At 38.8% G+C, this 19,075-nt stretch carries 14 protein-coding genes and 3 pseudogenes; 2 read left to right on the top strand and 15 right to left on the bottom strand.

All coding sequences use genetic code 11. The features are described from left to right. Positions 1–87: 87 nt before the first annotated feature. Entirely contained in the window at positions 88–1,875 is a 1,788-nt protein-coding gene (locus WKT11_RS16610) for an aminopeptidase P family protein (protein ID WP_340285219.1), read from the bottom strand. Further along, on the bottom strand, positions 1,872–2,720 hold the full coding sequence (larE, locus tag WKT11_RS16605; RefSeq protein ID WP_340285218.1) for an ATP-dependent sacrificial sulfur transferase LarE: 849 nt from the start codon (positions 2,718–2,720) through the stop codon (positions 1,872–1,874). The genes WKT11_RS16610 and larE overlap by 4 nt, the downstream gene beginning before the upstream one ends. A 430-nt stretch (positions 2,721–3,150) precedes the next feature. On the opposite strand from larE, the gene WKT11_RS16600 reads away from it, so the two are divergent. Beyond that, on the top strand, positions 3,151–4,275 hold the full coding sequence (locus WKT11_RS16600; RefSeq protein WP_178760739.1) for an acyltransferase family protein: 1,125 nt from the start codon (positions 3,151–3,153) through the stop codon (positions 4,273–4,275). A 71-nt stretch (positions 4,276–4,346) separates the two neighbouring features. Here WKT11_RS16600 and WKT11_RS16595 read toward each other — a convergent pair whose 3' ends face one another. Then, positions 4,347–5,732, bottom strand: coding sequence for an MATE family efflux transporter (locus WKT11_RS16595; RefSeq protein ID WP_117675354.1), 1,386 nt, complete (start codon positions 5,730–5,732; stop codon positions 4,347–4,349). A 166-nt stretch (positions 5,733–5,898) separates the two neighbouring features. After that, positions 5,899–6,321 (bottom strand): annotated as a pseudogene (locus tag WKT11_RS16590) (glucosamine-6-phosphate deaminase); the annotation flags it as partial. Positions 6,322–6,404: 83 nt separating this feature from the next. On the opposite strand from WKT11_RS16590, the pseudogene WKT11_RS16585 reads away from it, so the two are divergent. Next, positions 6,405–7,505, top strand: a pseudogene (locus WKT11_RS16585) (ISNCY family transposase); the annotation flags it as partial. Positions 7,506–7,884: 379 nt separating this feature from the next. Here WKT11_RS16585 and WKT11_RS16580 read toward each other — a convergent pair. The 11 genes and pseudogenes from WKT11_RS16580 to WKT11_RS16530 form a co-directional block, all read right to left on the bottom strand. Next, positions 7,885–9,369, bottom strand: coding sequence for a family 20 glycosylhydrolase (locus WKT11_RS16580; RefSeq protein WP_117675356.1), 1,485 nt, complete (start codon positions 9,367–9,369; stop codon positions 7,885–7,887). Between the two features lie 264 nt (positions 9,370–9,633). Beyond that, the gene (locus tag WKT11_RS16575) at positions 9,634–9,966 is read right to left on the bottom strand and encodes a DUF6054 family protein (protein WP_019162084.1); all 333 of its coding nucleotides are present in this window, start codon (positions 9,964–9,966) and stop codon (positions 9,634–9,636) included. 515 nt (positions 9,967–10,481) lie between these two features. Beyond that, positions 10,482–10,781, bottom strand: a pseudogene (locus WKT11_RS16570) (AAA family ATPase); the annotation flags it as partial. A gap of 25 nt (positions 10,782–10,806) precedes the next feature. Next, a complete protein-coding gene (galT, locus tag WKT11_RS16565; protein ID WP_340285217.1) occupies positions 10,807–12,297 on the bottom strand; it encodes a UDP-glucose--hexose-1-phosphate uridylyltransferase in 1,491 nt (496 codons plus the stop codon). Then, complete coding sequence (locus WKT11_RS16560) at positions 12,291–12,641, bottom strand: DUF2500 domain-containing protein (protein ID WP_117845992.1); 351 nt, start codon at positions 12,639–12,641, stop codon at positions 12,291–12,293. Before WKT11_RS16560 ends, galT begins: the two co-directional genes overlap by 7 nt. 1,340 nt (positions 12,642–13,981) lie before the next feature. Continuing rightward, positions 13,982–14,386: a hypothetical protein gene (locus tag WKT11_RS16555; RefSeq protein ID WP_243009947.1), complete on the bottom strand. Its 405-nt coding sequence runs from the start codon at positions 14,384–14,386 to the stop codon at positions 13,982–13,984. A gap of 93 nt (positions 14,387–14,479) precedes the next feature. Next, positions 14,480–15,925 (bottom strand): DUF4367 domain-containing protein, encoded by a 1,446-nt coding sequence (locus tag WKT11_RS16550; RefSeq protein ID WP_117845996.1) that lies wholly within the window; start codon positions 15,923–15,925, stop codon positions 14,480–14,482. Next, on the bottom strand, positions 15,922–16,410 hold the full coding sequence (locus WKT11_RS16545; RefSeq protein WP_008703599.1) for a sigma-70 family RNA polymerase sigma factor: 489 nt from the start codon (positions 16,408–16,410) through the stop codon (positions 15,922–15,924). Before WKT11_RS16545 ends, WKT11_RS16550 begins: the two co-directional genes overlap by 4 nt. A 250-nt stretch (positions 16,411–16,660) precedes the next feature. Further along, positions 16,661–16,918, bottom strand: coding sequence for a hypothetical protein (locus WKT11_RS16540; RefSeq protein WP_340285216.1), 258 nt, complete (start codon positions 16,916–16,918; stop codon positions 16,661–16,663). Beyond that, positions 16,890–18,638 (bottom strand): M56 family metallopeptidase, encoded by a 1,749-nt coding sequence (locus WKT11_RS16535; RefSeq protein WP_117845998.1) that lies wholly within the window; start codon positions 18,636–18,638, stop codon positions 16,890–16,892. The genes WKT11_RS16540 and WKT11_RS16535 overlap by 29 nt, the downstream gene beginning before the upstream one ends. A gap of 6 nt (positions 18,639–18,644) precedes the next feature. Beyond that, the gene (locus WKT11_RS16530; RefSeq protein WP_055153430.1) at positions 18,645–19,034 is read right to left on the bottom strand and encodes a BlaI/MecI/CopY family transcriptional regulator; all 390 of its coding nucleotides are present in this window, start codon (positions 19,032–19,034) and stop codon (positions 18,645–18,647) included. Positions 19,035–19,075: the final 41 nt, after the last annotated feature.

The following is a 19,075-nucleotide window of genomic DNA, read 5'->3' as shown; positions in this document are numbered from 1 at the left end:
ACCAAACCAGATAATAAATCAAAAAGGAACAGCTGTCCATCACGGCTGTTCCTCTTTTTGATTTTGTAAAATGTTTTTTTATTTTTATCAGATTGCCCGGGTAGCATCTTTCAGCCATTCTTTTTCTTCTTCGTTCAAATACGGAGAAATCTTCTCATATACCTGTGCATGGTAATCATTGAGAAGGTTACGTTCCCGGACACTCATCAGTTCCGGCACCACTCCATCCAGATCAAAAGGTACCATGGTCAGAAATTCAAAGCACATAAACTGACCATACTCTGTTTTTTCAGCTTTTTTGCAGACCATCAGATTTTCATGACGGATTCCAAATCCATCCTCTCTGTAATATCCCGGCTCATCGGAGGTGATCATTCCCTCCTCCAGCACTGCATTTCCACCCGGAACAGTTTTCCATCGGAAACTATTGGGTCCTTCATGGACATTCAGAAGATACCCTACTCCATGACCGGTTCCATGCTTAAAATCCTCTCCCATTTCCCACAGTGGCTGTCTCGCCAGAATATCCAGATTTACGCCGGTACAGCCATGAAGAAATCTGGCAGCTCCCAGATTCAGAGTTCCCCGCAAAACTGCTGTGAAGTACTTTTTCTCTTCCTCAGAAGTGGGTCCCATGACAATAGTACGGGTAATATCAGTAGTTCCCTCTTTATAATGTCCTCCTGTATCTGCCAGAAGAAAACCGGTTGGTTCCAGAGGAATATCTGTTTCGGGTGTTGCAAAATAATGTACAATGGCAGCATGCTTTCCATAGGCAATAATCGGATCAAAACTGTTATCTATGAAATTCTCCTGTTCCGAACGGAATTCATACAGCTTTTCTGCTGCACTTAATTCTGTGATCGGAATCCTTCCAACATTTTTCTTTAACCAATATATGAACTTTGTAACTGCAGCTCCGTCTCTGATATGCGCAATGCGTTCATTTTCCACCTCAACAGGATTCTTAGTCGCCTTGGGAAGAAGTGTAAGATTTTCTTCATCCAGAATCCGGGTGTCTGCCGGAATATTACTAACCAGACGACTGTTGACTTTCTTTTTGCAGAGAAGAACTTTTTCGTCCTTTTTAAATGTTTTCACATACTCATAGATATTGTCATAGGGAAAAAGAGTCACACCATCTTTTTCCAGTGCTTCCAGTACGTCTGTCTGAAAGGCTTTCTCATTTGCAAAAAGTCTGATCTCTGTTTTTGTCATTACCAGATAAGAAAGAACCACCGGACAGCAGTGGATATCTCCCCCACGTATATTTAACAGCCAGGCAATATCATCCAGAGAGGTCAGTACAAATAAATCTGCACCCTTTTTCTCCACTGCTTTGCGGATTCTTGCGCATTTATCAGCTCTGGATTCTCCTGCCCATTTTATATCCAGCTCTGTAACCGGTTCACAGGAAAGTACTGGGCGGTTTTCCCATATATCGCCTGCCAGATCATGATCAACACTGAGAGACACACCGTTTTCATCCAGCATTTTCTCTAATTCTGCTGCCTCTTTTGCACTGACAGTACGTCCGTCAAATCCCAGACACATTCCCTGTGTCAGATTTTTTTTCAGGAATTCATGAACTGTCGGAACTTCCGGCTCACCCATTTTAAATAAAGTAATTCCTGTTCCCTTCAGCTGATTTGCAGCCTGAATAAAATAACGTCCATCCGTCCATAACCCTGCCATATCCTGCATAATCAACGCAGTACCTGCAGAACCGGTAAATCCTGTGATATATTTTCTGCATTTGAAATATTCACCTACATATTCTGAACCATGAAAATCATCTGTAGGAATCAGATATGCATCAATTCCTGTCTCTTTCATGCGTGCACGAAGTGCTGCTATTCTCTCTTTTACTGTCATTCGTTTTTACCCTTAAGGCTGCTATCTGCAGTCGTTTTATCATTTTCGCCAAGTGTTTCGTTCATACTTCCCATACGATATCCCAGAATATCCATGGTCACATAAGTAAATCCATACTCCTTAAATTTCTTTGCAATATCCTCTCGGACATTTTTTTCCAGAAGTTTCGGAAATTCCTCCGGCATGATCTCAATTCTTGCAAGTAAACCGTGAATACGGACACGTACCTGATGGAATCCATAGTCAAGCAAAAGCTGCTCTGCTTTCTCAACCATTCCAAGCTTTTCCTCACTGATAGTCTCACCGTACACAAACCTGGAGGACAGACAGGCAAATGACTGTTTATCCCAGGTCGGAAGCCCCATTTCTTTGGAATATTCTCTAATCTCTGCCTTTGTCAGTTTCGCCTCACGTAGCGGACTCTTAACTCCCAGCTCTTTTACGGCAATCAGACCTGGTCTGTAATCGCCGTTATCATCCATATTTGATCCCTCTGCAATATATTCAATCCCATTTTTTTTCGCAATATCGCCAATCTTCTCAAACAGTTCTTTTTTACATAAATAACATCTGTTCGGAGGATTCTTTGAAAATCCCTCAATCTCCAGTTCCTCAGACTGGCAGATCACATGCCTGATCCCCTCTTTCTCACAGAATGCCTTTGCCTCATTCAGTTCTCTTTTCGGGAAAGAACATGACTGGGCTGTAATGGCGATTACTTTGTCCCCAAGTACATCATGCGCTACCTTTAACAGAAAAGTAGAATCCACGCCGCTTGAAAAAGCAACCGCTACGCTTCCGAGTTCTTTCAGATATTCTTTTAAATGTTCCAGTTTATTTTCCATGGTGTAAACCTCCTGCTTGTTTTCCTCTTCGTTACTATCAAACGGATATTTATAAGCTACTTTCGCAATTTACTCATAACCGTCTTTTTTCTTTGTAAAATTCTAATTCGATTAATCATATCATTAAAGTAGGGTATAATGTCAAGTGCTAAATTTGTTACTGAGAACGGAACCCGTTACTGTTCACTCCGTACCCGATAACCGGAGCCCCAATACACAATATTGAAATTCCAATATTGCTAACGAAATAGATATATTATATAATACATTCGTGTGTGTTTGAAATACCATTTTGCAAGATTTATCATAAGTTTGCCAAAGATTTTTTATTATCAGGCACGAAATGGGCACTGGCATCATTACTGTTCACATCCCTTTTTCAAACACACTCTGGAAATTTTATATCATAAAAAATATATTGGAGTATATCATGAAAAAATCAACTACCTCATCAGTTCATGCATTTGGCAGTCAGGAATCTCTCTGTCTTAAGGGAATTGCCATCGTCATGCTGATCTGTCACCACTGTTTTTTAGGTCCGGCGCGCTATAAGGGTCAGGCCGTTACGTTTATCATTCCAGAAAACATATGGAATTATGTTGCTCTCTTTTTCAAGATTTGTGTATGTATTTTTGCATTTATCAGTGCCTATGGAATTACCTGGAAAATAAAAAGTTCCTGTCATTTTGATTCTGCAGAGCAAACTCAGAAAGACCTCAGAAATATATTACTTTCCCGCCTGATCCGCCTTCTGGCCAGTTTTATTTTGGTTTTTCTGCTCGTAGACGTTTTTGCTTTGTTTTATGATCCAGGGCGCTTTGCAGAAATTTATGGAACTTCATTTCCTGTATGTATCGCATATTTTATTTTAGATATGCTGGGACTTGCACAGCTTTTACACACACCTACTTTTTTAGGTACTTATTGGTATTACAGTCTGGCAATTGTGATCATTCTGCTGGTACCATGTTTTTACTTACTTATCAGGAAGATAGGGACTGTTCCTTTTCTTGGGCTGATCGCAGTCATCAATTTTACAGTTTCTATTCCAAATCATAATTTCTGGCGTTATCTTTTATGTATTGCAGTTGGAGTTTCATGTGCTTACAACAATACCATTGTTAAAATTATGAATTGGGATATCATAAAATCACAAAAATGGAACCATCTTGTAAAATTTTTCATAGAATTTTTACTACTATTTGTTCTTATGGTTCTACGACAGGGTCCATTAATGGATATACTCTATCCATTTTGGGATGCAGTAATTCCAGTTGTTTTTGCTTCTTTTTGCTGTGAATTTATAGTTATAATTCCTGGTTTGCGACAGCTTCTTATATTCCTTGGAACATATTCGGCTAATATTTTTATTATACACAATTACATTCGCAAAGTATGGTTTTATGATTTTACCTATAGCTTTAAATACCCTCTGTTAATCGTAATGGTTTTACTTTCAATTTCACTGGTTTTGTCCATCTGTATTGAACAACTAAAGAAAATCATTCATTACAATAGTTTTACCTGTCTTTTGGTTCAGAAAATATGTAAATAAAAACTTTATCCATCACACAAAATGTCCCTGTGTTACCATCGTAAGTAACGCAGGGACATTTTATTATTCCTTTATTTTTCATCTGTATGTGTGACCTTTGCCAGCGTATCCAGTGACAGTATTTTTCTGATATTTAACAAAAATAACGTACAGGCAGTAACTACAGAAATGATATCTGCAATTGGCTCTGCATAATACACACCCATAACACCAAAGAAATGCGGCAGAATAACAGCAAAAGGAATTAACAGCACTACTTTTCTAAGTATTGCAATACACAGAGAAATTTTCGCCTGTCCCAGGCCAAGGAAAGAGCTCTGTATTCCACTCTGAAGTCCGAAAATAGACATTCCCATAATATATATCGGCAGAACTCTCTTTACCAGATCTATCAAATCCGCATCATTCGTAAACATTCCTGCAAAAACACCCGGACAGATCATTGCAAACATCACATATGCAAAAGAAAACAAAAATGTGATAATAAGCATATTTTTTATTGCTTTTTTGACACGTTCAAACTGTCCTGCGCCAAAATTATAACTGATAATCGGCTGTACTCCATTTGTGAATCCATTGATTGGTACAAAAATCAGCTGTAGAACACTCTGTAAAATTGTCATAGATCCAACATACAAGTCTCCGCCATACGTCTGTAATCCATGATTCATTACAATAGTTATCGCACTCTCCGTAGCAGCCATAATAAACGGAGATACTCCCAATGCCAGTATTGAGCCAAGGATTTTCACGTCTGGCTTCAAATCAGAAATTCGGAGATGGATCTGCGATTTCGCTGAAATCAGGAAACGCAGCACCCAGACCGCACTTAATGCCTGCGAAATCACAGTTGCTGTCGCAGCTCCTACAACTCCCATATCCAGAACAAAAATGAAAACAGGATCCAGAATAATGTTAACTATTGCACCGATTAATACTGAAATCATAGCCGTTCTTGCATATCCCTGACAGCTGATAAACGTATTAAGTCCTACCGCAAGCTCCACAAAAACTGTTCCCAGAAGATATACTGTTATATACGAAGCCGCATATTCTATAGTATAATCACTGGCGCCAAACATATAAAGCAATGGCTTTTTTAATCCCAGAAATACTGCCATGAGCCCGCCTGAAAATACTAATAGCAAAAAAGTAGAATTCCCAAGAATTTTTTCTGCACGTTTATTGTCTCTTTGTCCCATAGCAATAGCTGCCAATGGTGCTCCTCCTCCATTGGCAAATCCTGCAAATGCAGATACGATCGTAATGACAGGAAAGGTAACTCCCACTCCGGTCAGTGCTGCTGCTCCGACTCCCGGAATCCTTCCTATATATATTCTGTCGATAATATTATATAAAACATTTACTATCTGCGCTAATACAGATGGCAATGCCAGCTGCAGCATCAATTTTAATATCTTTTCCGTTCCAAGACGACTGTCTGATTTTGTTTCCATATGATTTCCTAATTTCCTTTTCGTTAATGTGTTGATTTCGCTTTCGGGTAAATATGTTTCATCCTGGCATCGTCAAAATGTGTATCCACCCATTTTTCTATCTGATTCTGTGCCGTTATTCCCTGTGCACGCTGATCATAACGTATCAGTGCTATAGAGGAAACATGCTCTTAAAAAAACGGGCATTTGCCTTGATAGTACTTTCTGTAAGATTTACACAATGAGTTTCTTTTTAAAATGCTACTCCAGGTTCATTGAATCCAATATGATCATTTCCTCCAATTCCAAGAAGCTACAAATCAATCCCACCTACCATGGAAATTATCTTGTCATATTCTTTACAGGCATGCTCACTGTCTGCATCCATTCCGTCTGGAACATATGCATGGGATTTTTCAATATTTATATGGTTCAATAAATTTTGATCCATATAATATCGGTAACTCTGATCATTGTCTGGAGACAAACCTTTATATTCATCCAGATTTACAGTAGCAATTTTTGAAAAATCAAAATTCCCTTTTTTATGCCACTCAATCAACTGTTGATACATACCCACTGGTGTAGAACCAGTTGCTAAGCCCAGTACTAGTACAGCGAATATTAAGTAACTGCTATATTGATTTGTCTGATTTTTCATCTGCGGCGTTGTCGTCAATCGCCGTAGCCACCGTTGTTGATGTTACCGAGCCTATCTGTCAGGCGATTGACTCTGCAAAAGCGGATATGACCATCTTTGATTCTTCCGGCATAGAAGCATTTGTTACCGAAAATAATCCCAAGTATGCTAACAGGATCATCAAACAGCTTAAGGCATACGCGAAAGCTCAGGGCTTTGATAAATCCTATGATCCTTATAAAGCTGCCTATGGTTCCATGCCTTCTCATGCTTCTGCTAATCCTGAGATTAAGCAGCTCTATATCAATGGGCATTTTTGCTATGTCTTCAAGTTCGGCATTGTCACTAACGGATTGGGCATCATCCGCCACATATCTTTTTATAACAAAAACTTTATGGCTTCACATCCTGATATCGTTGTTGAAAAGAAACCCGATTCCCCTGACGAAGATAAATGTGTTCATGATCCAAAGCTTTTAATCCCGACACTTAAGGACTTCTTTTCCAAGCATCCTTTGATTAATCCAAAAACCTTCCTGGGTGATGCTGCTTTCGATACCGCACAGCTCTATAAGAGACTTCTTACCGGTAACACTTTTGGTAATGACAAACATTTCTCGAAAGCTTATATTCCGCTGAATGCAAGATCCGGACTTGAAAATCTGGATTATTCCATCAATGAAGATGGTATTCCGTGTTGTCCCCATGATCCTTCTTTACAAATGAAGTACGAAGGCACTTCCAAACTTCGCAGTGGAGTAACAAGATATAAATTTGTCTGTCCAAGAATGAAATGGATTTATGATAAATCAACTCAAAAATCCCATCGTCATTGTTTCTGTGACAACCCTTGTACTTCTTCTAAATGTGGGCGGATGGTCTACATCTACCCGGAAAAGGATCTTCGTTCTTATCCCGGAACGATCCGCGGCACCGAAAAATGGGATGATACCTATAAAATCAGGACTGTTGTCGAAAGAGATATCAACCACATCAAAGACAATCTCTGTATTGCAGGACGCCGAACCCAAAATGAGAAGACTCTGCATGCTGATCTGATTCTTGCCGGGATCACACAACTTATTACTGTTGTTCTCACAGATAAGATCAACCACCACGAATATATTCGAAGCATAAAACCACTCATAGCTTAGGACTTACCACTTTCATAAAGTCCATAGCTTATTAAAGTGCGCCTAAAATGTCCGATTATCCATTTTTCATTCCAGAAGTCGTGCTCTGCGCGAATTCTTCCTTGTTTTGGTTCAAGGTTGCGAACGAGCACCGCGAGTTTCGCAATTACCTAAATATATATTGATTCGGCTCAACAGAACGTAAAAGTTGAACTGTCTCAAATGTATTATTTAAAAAGGTGCTATAGCTTCATTATAATATAGGCAATGACTGTTCAGCAACTTATTTTTCACATTGCGAAGTGTGTTACTGAAAATAGAACGAATAATATTGATTTATGGATGTTTTTTCGTTCCAATCGTGATTCATCGCATAGGTGAAGTTACTAATTTATATTGTTCAGATTGTATCATTTAAATCACATCCGCTGGTAATCCGATCCCAACGGTTTTCACGCTTATCCATTTCATCAGTAAAATATGGAAGTCTGGTCTCTTCCAGTTCTTCCAACCTGGAAACCTTTCCATTCAGGTAATTATCAATCCGGCGTCCTGTGCTTTTAAGTCTGGTGATCACTCCACCTAATTTCACATCAAGTAGCTCATAACCAAATGGCTTTGCATCTGTCATCCAGATTTCCTCTCTGATCCGTTTCATCTCTTCCAGATTGCAGATGATATCAGGGATTTCATTCTGACTGATTTCTTTTAGTATCTCTTTCTCTTCCCTGTCATAGGCATCTTTGATATGTACTCCCAGATCAGCTTTACCAGACAGTACAGCTGCCAGCTTTTCGTAGAAAGAAAACACAAGTCCATATTTCGCTGATTTCGTACAATCTTCAGACAAACAGTTGTATATTTCCTGATAATATGCCTTAATATCTGTACTTGATGCCTTTACATGATAATCAAAGAGACCCAGCATTTTCTCATAATCCCTGATATCATCATGATAATAATCCCAGTATACCAGTCCTAAATTCCTGTCCGGTTTTTCCCATTGAGAGCAGTCAGCATTTTCCGGCACATCATAATAACCCCCACGCGTATTTGCAGTAATATACATATCACTCCATATCATCGGTTTTAACCCCAGTGCCTTACAAATATCCATGACTCTTTCACAATGTTCCCTGATCAGCAGAGATCCTTCTTTATATCCATTTTCTCTCAGGGAATTTCCCAGACCCAGCATAACCGCTTCATCCATTCCAAGATGTACCCTGCTTGTAGAAAAATTCTCTTTCACTGAAATCAGAAGTTTTTCAATAAACTGATAGGTTTCTTCCTTATCCGGCTGAAGAATATCAGCGGAATCACGGATTTTACTCATTTCCGGCCATTTAAGGGCATTATGCAAATGAGCCAGTGTTTGAATACATGGAACCAGTTCTATTCCAAACATAGCAGCATATGTATCAATTTCCTTTATCTCATCTCTGGTATATTTTCCACGATAGGCTCCAAAATAAGGTTCACTCTTTACTTCGTAAGTATCTTCTGTATAAAGCATAAGCACGTTCATTCCCAGCTTTGCCAGTATTCGAATCAGGAATTTCACTTTTTCAACTGTAAACACAGCATTTCTGGAACAATCCAACATCAGACCGTTTCTTTCAAAATAAATATGCTCCTGATACTGGAATGTTTTATCTTCCATATGATGTAACACATAGTTTAATGCACGGTAATAATGAGCTGCTTCACGGCAGATCACATGGATCTGGTTTCCATTCTTACTTACCGCCATTTCCGGTCTGTCCTGAAATTCTACAGACAATTCTATATTTTCAGTAAAAATGTCACTTTCACTGAGTAATATTTCTGTCCCCTGCCTGATATTTTTATATGTTTCTTTATCGGATGTAAAAATAATGTTCATTAATATTCCTTTCTCCTTAAAATTTTACTCTTCTCAGCAACACGTTATCCAAACAGACCCAGGTAATTACAAGTCTATGCTGGAAGTATATGGATCAGATTCCCCTTTAAGCAAATAAGCTCACAGGGGAATGAGCGCAAAAAAAGCAGCAAACCTTTTTCAAGATTTACTGCTTATATACTGCTGTGATGGGCTGCTGATATTTATATCGATTCCATAAAATACTGCAATCAATCCAGTGCATTTATTATCTTCAAAAGAAAGTTACACATCCAGCAGCTCAATCAACTTATCAAGAAATGCCTCCTCTCCTAATGTATTAATTTTGAAAAACACAGCCTGGCTTCCTCCTGCCGTAATTGCAGAAAGTTGAACAGGATCTTCACCGTTTTGAAAAAGTGTAATATTGAGACTCACTCTGTTTCCTCCAGCATAGCTGTAACGTTCAAAAATACGAACACTGCAACGCGCAGTCCCACTTTGAAAATCACTGGCATCTTCTAAAGTTGCTGATATACTGCTATTTAATATTCCGTTTTCGATATTTGAAAGTAACTGATCGAAATCTTCATTTATGCTTCTTTCTATTTTTGCCATACACAAACCTTCCTTTTCTCAGCTGTTTAAACTTAAATTCGATATATCATATCACCCATATTCCATATTCTCATGATTCCAAAAAGAGGATCACTTCCTTCTTGCCATATATACCCCTGAAAAGTTGTGTCGTATCCACAATATCCCTCTGTAACGATTTCAAACTCTGCATTAGGGTATTGCTTTTTAAATTCCTCAAACGACATTTCTTTTCCAGAAAAGGATTTCACGCCCTCGAACCCATATGGAGTGTTAAACACCATAATATCGCACTCCTCTTTATCAATCTTTGTGAATTCAATTATTCCTGGATACCATTTTTCTTCACTCTCAACATATTGAGATATTCGATCCATCTTTAAAGATAATCTATTTTCATCAATTTCAATCTGTACTATCCGACTATCGTGCAAGCTAAACGAAAAAGTTCTTTTCCTATCTCTAATATAATCCATATCGTTGCTCTCCTCAAAATTCCTTAACAGTTTGTTACTCACATTATTCCATATTTTTTCTTCATTTGCACAACTATATATTTGCATCAACAATGTAAGCTGTCTCTGTGGGGATAATGCAGCTTCCGGCTCGTCAAAAAGATACAAACCATTTGGACGCAGATTATTCTGTGCCAATGCGAGAAAACTCTCCCCCCCATGTGATTTTTCATGATATTTAGCGAAAGGATGTGCGAGATCTGCATATTCTTCTTCCTTCGTTGCAACATTATAAAAACTTTCAGCCCTAAGAAAATACCCTCTCTTTTGCTTCCGATAGCCTTTGGAAATTCTTATCGCATCACACAACTCTGAATGTGTACAAAGAATCCTTTTATTTCAATTTTTATAATGTTTCAAGAAAACGCATGAATGCTTCTCTTCCCTCGGTCGTACATTTGTATACTCCTGCATCTTCCAAAACATGGGTAAATACGATTCCAATCTCTTTCTGAAGAATGCCACGGATGTTTTCTTTTGTGATTTCCGGATATTTCGGAAGGAACTTCTTAACCCACTCTGCATGTTTCTCAATCTGTTCATTTGAAGAAATATCTTTGCCTTCGAGAATATACTTTTCCAGAAGTTCCATCTCTCCTTTTAATCTGGCCGGAAGAACTGCAAGGCCCATGACTTCGATCAGGCCGATATTCTCTTTCTTAATATGATGATATTCTGCATGCGGATGATACACCCCCAGCGGATGTTCTTCTGTTGTAATGTTGTTTCTTAATGTCAGATCCAATTCGTAGATATCCCCTACTTTACGTGCAATTGGTGTAATTGTATTATGAGGCTCTCCATTGGTTTCAGCATAAATAAATGCTGCTTCGTCAGTATAACCTCTCCATACTTCCAGCACATGTGTTGCCAGATCTACCAAACGGTTAGAATCTTTATGACGAATACGAAGTACAGATAACGGCCATTTTACAATTCCAGCCTCTACATCTTCAAATCCCGGAAGTACCACGTGCTGCTCAATTGGTGCTTTTGCCATTGCAAATGTATAATGTCCACCCTGGAAATGATCATGGCTTAAGATCGAGCCGCCTACGATCGGCAGATCTGCATTAGATCCAAGGAAATAATGCGGAAACAGTTTTACAAAATCAAACAGTTTAATGAATGCATTTCTCTCGATTTTCATTGGAGTATGCTGGCAATTAAATACAATACAATGCTCATTGTAATATACATACGGAGAATACTGGAATCCCCAAGGAGTATCATTGATCGTGATCGGAATAATCCTGTGATTCTGCCTTGCCGGATGATTAACACTTCCCGCATATCCTTCATTTTCCGGGCAAAGAAGACATTTCGGATAGCTTCCGGATTTTACATTCCTTGCCGCGGCAATTGCTTTTGGATCTTTTTCCGGTTTGGACAAATTGATGGTAATATCAATCTCACCGTATGGACTGTCTACCTTCCACTTTTGATCCTTCTCTACGCGATATCTGCGGATATAATTGCTGTCCTGACTCAGTTTATAAAAATAATCGGTTGCTTCCTTTGGGCTTTCTTTATATTTATCCCAGAACTCTTTTTGCACCTGGCCCGGACGCGGCATCAGACAGTTCATTAATTTGGTATCAAATAGATCCCGGTATACAATACTGTCTTCGATCAGTCCTCTTTTTACGGCTTCATCCAGCAATTTACCCAATGTTGCTTCAAGATTAACAGGTTCCTCAATGTTGTCCGGTTTCTCATAGTCATCCTCATGAAAAACGTCCAGCAGAAGATTTGTTGTGTAGTTTCTTTCACATTCCGGTGTCAGACCTGTTGTAATCCCATACTGTACCAGCTTTGCAATGCTTTCACTTAACATTTTTCTTCCTCCTGTGCTTCACTTTTAAATTTATATTTTGGGTAGCATATATACCGATTCCCCTGATAAGTCAGCATACCTTGATCGCCTTTTTCCAATTCACGAAAATCTCCCTGTTGTATTTGAAATTCCATCAAACTTCCATCCGTCATCTCAAACACAACACGAAACCAAGGTACATGTGCTTCAGACTGCATATGGGTATAGATTCCTTGCTTCTTTTCAACTACAGTCGCATCAACAGATTCAACTGCCGCACTGCTGTTATTGCCAAAACTTAACAACATTTTGGTAAATACAAACATCATGATTATGAGTGCTGCTATACAGATTATAAATGCCATCCTATTTCTCCTTTAGACCTCAAATCCTGCATCCAGGCAAATGTCTGTGATGCTCTGATTAGTACATTCCAATTAATCTCCTGCAAGTTTTGTCTACTTTTTCTTCCCATTTGGCAAGTAATATACGTCTTCTGATATTATAATGTGCTTGTAAGATAAAGAAAGGAGGAAAACGAAATGAAAAGATTTAAAGCATACGTCAACTACCTCATGAACTTCTATGCAAACTACTTCAAAATTTACCGCTATATGTAAAGGACACTCCTGCCATCACAGGAATGTCCAATACGGAAACCCAGTTTCAATGGTTTCCCTTATTATACTCTAATTTAGTTGCATTTGTACATGAACAGGATTCTCGAAAACATAGACAAAATTGAACAGAATTATGAAAATAGTCTTACCACGTTTTTTGATTTGTAAACCACTTATCAGCAGACGGATCCGCCAATGCTGAAAACGGATAGGCCGTTTTCCCTTCAGCTTTTAATTTATGTGACATTTCGTTTCTCTTTTTGTGGTATAAAAATAGCTCATTAACCATTTGGATAAAATACTATTTAAACTGTTCGTAAATCAGGTAAATAGAAATTTATAACTTTCTCCAAATAATCAGTTTTAGGATAATACATACGACCACCACAACAGCCACCAAGGCACCATCCAACAGTAACTCTGTGTACCACGGTGCAGATTGCATGACATATAGATTTGGATAGGTTTTAAAATGCCAAAACTTATAAATTCCGAACCCAATGAAAACTCCTATGAATGAACCGATAACGATGTTTAAAAAACAATTCAACTTTCTCAGCATGGCAGTGCCCCCTTTCCAAATTCCAATTTATTTCTTCTCATTGTTTTTGATAGCTTTTAGAATACAAATTCCCATTGCCAAAACAGGAAGCAGCACCCTAAGAGCCAAAATCCTTGAGGATCACCAAAATCACTCTTAGCATGACCATCAAATAAAAAAAGCTAAACAAAAAAGTAAAACTTATTATGTTTGGCTAGGTCAACTTGTTATTTTTTTATCACTTCTTATGGTTGTATTATACTATATATTTCTCTATAGTGAAACAATTTTTATATTATTTTTTATTTTAATATTATATTTCTACTATCATCAATTTTTCAGACATTTTCAACGCATAAACAATGCTATTAACTACAATATTTCCGGAAAATTCATCATAGGTTTGTGTTGCCACAAAGAAACGCTGGCTCTGAAAATCAAAGCCGCCGTTTCAAATGGGCGTGTTAATAGGCTGCTATACGATGGTTTTTTTTCTTTTGCCGTCACGCGGCAGATAATCAATTCATTCTATTTTGAACTTCTTTTATGCTACCTGATGTCTGCAATAGGAATGAATCGCCAAGAATGTAAACACAAATAATTCAATTCCTGCCGAGATCAAAATAACATACGGTGTCCAGAAGCTCATTCCACCGATATGCAGATAGTTGAAATTCGCCAGCTGATAAAAGAAATTGTTCTGCATACCAATTCCGGCAGATGGAAGTATGGTGGAGAACCATGTTGCTCCCATCGCCACATAAGCAAAAAGCGGCATGAAAAGAACCACAATAGAGATCAGTAAAACCGTCAAGGTATCTTTAAACTTCGCAGACAGGAATAGCGTACAGCTAACCGTTGCTAATACGGAGAGCAAGCCTGCTGCGGCAAGAATTATCTGCAACTGTCCCAGATTGATGTTTGGCAGGTTAATGATAGAGTATAGCATCTGGAATGATGTTTTTAAGCAATCCGTCCCGAACGCTGCATCTAAAAGAAGCTGTCCACTACGGACAGCCTCTTCTCTATAATAAGATTTTCATTACTGATATATGTCCACCAATCCTGTTTTTAACATTGAATCTGAAAACTCATATGCAGCTCCATCACCGTTGAGATTCAGATACATATTATTCAAGTCATTCTCATTTACGATCCATGCCATATTCACCTGTATACTCTCACCAGGTTTTAATGAAGAAATATAGTTTCCTCCATTTCCATAATCCTCTGATATACTGTTGTATGTCATTTCAGCTGTACGTGCAACACCATCCCATATAACACGATCGTAGTCATCTCCGGACTGTTCTGTCGGATCGTAAATTTGATATGATCCATCTTCATGGTCCATCAACAGCAATGTACCAATATAAAGCATATGGTTAATTTCTTCATCTGACTTATTGGTATAAGTAACTGTCGCATAGACGAGCTTTTGTTTCACACTTTCTGTTTTTACAATCTCATCCACTGAATCAATGCCATTACCGGACTTAATATAAGACAGCGTATTATTTACTAAATTTCCATCAGTTCCAACTGCATCAGTCCATTCTTCCGGCACATTATTCTGACCAAGCAGCTGCAGATTGTCCTCCACCTGAACAGCATCAACACAAACTGAAATTTTATCATTTTCAATATAGTTGCCATCTGTGTCTTCACCAGATGCTGATATATCAAACACTTCACCAATCTGATGCATTAGCAATTTATTATCTGCAATAGAAGTCATCACTGCTTCTCCCGATGATTCTTCAGGGGATACCATTTCGCTCCACGTATACAAACCAGCGGTTTCAATCATTGTATCATTTTCAGTGATTACAAGGTTTTCTACCACTTTAATGGCATCCTCTTTTGAAATATCATCACCGATATAAACAGTAATTACACGATATACATCTGGGCGAAGAAGGTAAATCCTTTGATTAAAAGATCCATCCTCTGCCAGGTCATTATATTTAAGATATACACCTTCATAATTGCCAAAAGTTCGTTTCTCACAGTCAACAACATTCTTATCTTGCATTACTTTGCTCAAATCATCCTCGTCTAAAAGCACAGATGCAAAGCTGAATCCTCCGGTTCGATCATGCTCAGGATATTCCAGATGAAATTCATCAATCCATTCCATTCCTTCTGGAATATATCCTGCTGAGATATCTATATCATGAATTTTTTCAGGAAGATTAATTTTCCCTGTGCTGCCATCCGCCTTAATTCCCGTTACGATACTGTAGGCTCCTTGTTTTTCTAAAAATACATGATATAATTTGGTACCCGCATAGACTATGGTAGATGTAGCCAATACACATACGGCTATTGCTACAGCCACTCTGGCACTTGTCCATTTTTTCACTCTCCTTGTCTGAATATTAACCACCTTCGTGTCCTGAAGCTGTTTTTTCACTTCGCTTTGGACCATCGTGTGGATGAACTCCGGAGTTTCAGGAATATCTTTTTTCATATCTTCTAACCTCATACTGTCAACTCCTCACTTTCCTGTAAATTACGCTTAAGCTTTCCCCGTGCTCTGGCAAGTCTTTTTTGAACTGCTCCCTCGGTTATCTCAAGAATCTGCGCAATCTCTTTTATGTTGAAATCCTCAATATAGTACAGAATAACTGGCATTCGTAATTCTTCCTTCAAAGAATTTACGGCTCTGTACAAGTCGCTGTAGTCAGTTCTCTGATCTGTCTCAATTTCTGTCATTTCACTCATCCCTTCCAAAGAAACAAGTTTACTCGACTTTCTCAAAAGAGTATAACACTCATTGATCAATATACGAATCAACCAAGTCTTGGCATATTTGTCATTTCTCAAAGTTCCAATCTTTGAAAATGCCTTAACAATCGTTTCCTGAATAGCATCCGCACAATCTTGATCGTTAATTAAAATTGTTTTGGCAGTAGAATACAATTGTCTCTCTGAATTGAGAATCAACGTCCCTAATTCTTCTTTGGTCACTTTAACACCACCTTCTTTAGCCGGCCGGCAATTTTCATTTACATAGATTAGACGTACAGTTTTTCAAAATATCCCCAAATAAACTTTATTTTTTAATAATAGAGGAAATAAATCTTTCCCCTCTGTTGACATTATACACCTGTCTTACTTCTTACCTATATACAATTGTGAAGGCTTTTTCCAACGTCGGTACATTAAAAAACGATAACTATGCCCGGACCTGGTTAATCCGTATCTTAATCAACGAATGTTACAGCCTTGTGCGTAAATCCAGTAAATTTATCCCATTGGAAAATCTAGCTGACAGACAGGAGCCGGAATCATCAACGGTATCCAAACAGATTTTGGCTTTTTGCACAACACCAAAATCAAAGAAAGAGCTTGCAGCATTTTGCGGCTTCAAAGATTTAAGAAACTTCATTTTGAATAAACAAAGGAGCAGGGCATTGGGTAGCATCCCCATTGTCCTGCTTCTTTGTTTATTCTGTATAGATGTTCCCATTCTCATCCGTCCAGGTGCCATCACCATTGTCTGTGTATCCGACCCCATCTGCGTCACAATAGTAATAATCTCCGTTTGTTGTTTCTTTTACAGTAACGGTACCGTTACTGCCCTGGAGTTCATGCTGTTCCAGTTGGTTTCCGGAATAATAATCTTCGTCATTCCAGGTACGATATGAATTGCCATTAGCATCTGCCCAGTTTCCATCTCCCTGATAACTGTATCGGCTCCCATAATCATCAGAATAGGTCCCATCTCCGTTATCGTAAAGAACTCTGGATTCTTCATCTCCTCCACCCGGTGCTACAATTGATGCTACACCGGAGGCAGTACTGAATCCACTGGTATATGGTACGCCTGCTGGCAGACTCTCATAAGATGAAACAGACCCGTTATTGTCAGAGGTAATTCCATCATCGGTCGTTTCACTTACCTGTCCGCTGTTTTCCATGACAGGTTCATCGTTTGTTTCCGCATCTGTTTTTTCCTCTTCGTCTACAGAATCCTCTGTATCTGCAGTCTCTGTCACTTCTCCTTCGTCCTGTGTTTCAGCAGCTTTCTGCATAGTTACCATTTCAGAAAACGGTGCGTAATCCGGTACATTATTTTTCTCTGGATCTGCATTTTTTTCAATACCAGACTTCTCCGTCTCTACTGAAACTGTATCTGTCCCGGCAGAAACATTAAATACCAGATTACCGCCTGCAAGCAGCAACGTCACAAGAATTCCCGGAAGAATTCCTCTGCGAAGCTTCCGAATGTTCACCATATACAGAATCCGATCTTTAAACACCATTTCGCTGTCATTAAGACTTGCTGACACATATGGAATCTGATTTTCCATGGCCACTGTCCTGAGAAGCAGCTGTCGATATAATTTATGTTCTTTTTTATTAACTCTGCGAACAACTGCTGTATCACACAGATTCTCAATATCCTTATCCGCTTCTTTCAGCATGATAAGAAGAAAGGGATTGAACCAGTATATCGATGCACAGATTCGAAGGAGCATCTTATACCAGAGATCCCGATGACAGTAATGTGTAAGTTCATGGTAAAAGATAAGTTTTCTTTCTTCTGCTGAATACCCGGTTGCTGGTAGATACAATTTTGTATGAAAAAGTCCCGCAAGAAGCGGTGTGGTAAGACCTGCGTTTTGCCTGAGCTCCGGTCTTCTGCGTACGTGCTTCTTTTGACATGCTGCACGGTACATCTGAATACTCACTGTATCACTTACCTGCAGACTCATCCGTTCCAGATTCCTTATAGAAAAATAATATGCCAGCAATTCTCCTGTCAGTTTAAGTACCGCTACGCTCAGCCAGACGGCAGCAAAAATCACAGCCACAATTCCCATCCATTTATCTGATTCATACCTGACAGTTCTCTTTTGTTCCGGGATTTCTGTCAGATTTTTCATGTCATTGCTCGCAGATGATACGGTTTCTGTTATCTTCTGACTTTCCTCTGGTCTGACTGCGTAATCCGTTATCTTCGGGTTTTGCGTATTCTGTTGACTGCTTCTAAGCACTTTGAAATCCACCAGTGCCAGATTCGCCGGAAGGCGTACCGGAACACAAAGGCTTATCGTAATCAACAGCCAGATAAAGTACTTCCATCTCGCTGATACATGTCCTTTAAACAGAGTCGCAAGCACTTTTACCAGTAAAATTACTACTGCTGCAATAATGTTCAGTTTCAGAATGTGCAGAACAAGAACCTCCATAATTCGCTATTCCTCCCTGTCCTCCAGGTTCTTAAGAAATTCACTGAGATCCTGGACTTCTTCCGAGCTAATTTTCTTTCCATGATAAAGTGAAGTTACAAACTTTTTTAGTGAATTCCCATAAAGCTTCTCAAGAACACTCTGGCTTTCATGTGCCTGATAATCTGACTGCGAAACCAAGGGTGTATACAGATTCATTTTTCCCTGTTTCGTCACTTCCACGAAATTTTTGTTCTCCAATCTGGTCAGCAATGACAAAATTGTTGTTGATGCAAGATTTTTCTTCATATTGATCACTTTCTCAATCTCCGGTCTGGTCATCGGCGGAGTATTATTCCAAAGAACGAGCATAATATCCAGCTCTGATTCCGGAAGTCTCTGGTAAGTTTTTTTCACTCTTTCATACCTCCTGTTACATATTTTCTACAAATGTAGGA

This window comes from Blautia sp. HCN-1074 (assembly GCF_037890165.1).
GTDB lineage: Bacteria > Bacillota > Clostridia > Lachnospirales > Lachnospiraceae > Blautia_A.
Note: the sequence above shows the minus strand (reverse complement) of the source record. Positions and strands in the feature narration are given on the sequence as shown.

Bases quoted from the DNA above. Each gene is read 5' to 3' on its own strand.
- WKT11_RS16610 (WP_340285219.1), bottom strand. From the start codon at position 1,875: ATGACAGTAAAAGAGAGAATAGCAGCACTTCGTGCACGCATGAAAGAG.
- larE (WP_340285218.1), bottom strand. From the start codon at position 2,720: ATGGAAAATAAACTGGAACATTTAAAAGAATATCTGAAAGAACTCGGA.
- WKT11_RS16600 (WP_178760739.1), top strand. From the start codon at position 3,151: ATGAAAAAATCAACTACCTCATCAGTTCATGCATTTGGCAGTCAGGAA.
- WKT11_RS16595 (WP_117675354.1), bottom strand. From the start codon at position 5,732: ATGGAAACAAAATCAGACAGTCGTCTTGGAACGGAAAAGATATTAAAA.
- WKT11_RS16580 (WP_117675356.1), bottom strand. From the start codon at position 9,369: ATGAACATTATTTTTACATCCGATAAAGAAACATATAAAAATATCAGG.
- WKT11_RS16575 (WP_019162084.1), bottom strand. From the start codon at position 9,966: ATGGCAAAAATAGAAAGAAGCATAAATGAAGATTTCGATCAGTTACTT.
- galT (WP_340285217.1), bottom strand. From the start codon at position 12,297: ATGTTAAGTGAAAGCATTGCAAAGCTGGTACAGTATGGGATTACAACA.
- WKT11_RS16560 (WP_117845992.1), bottom strand. From the start codon at position 12,641: ATGGCATTTATAATCTGTATAGCAGCACTCATAATCATGATGTTTGTA.
- WKT11_RS16555 (WP_243009947.1), bottom strand. From the start codon at position 14,386: ATGCTATACTCTATCATTAACCTGCCAAACATCAATCTGGGACAGTTG.
- WKT11_RS16550 (WP_117845996.1), bottom strand. From the start codon at position 15,925: ATGAGGTTAGAAGATATGAAAAAAGATATTCCTGAAACTCCGGAGTTC.
- WKT11_RS16540 (WP_340285216.1), bottom strand. From the start codon at position 16,918: ATGAGAATGGGAACATCTATACAGAATAAACAAAGAAGCAGGACAATG.
- WKT11_RS16535 (WP_117845998.1), bottom strand. From the start codon at position 18,638: ATGGAGGTTCTTGTTCTGCACATTCTGAAACTGAACATTATTGCAGCA.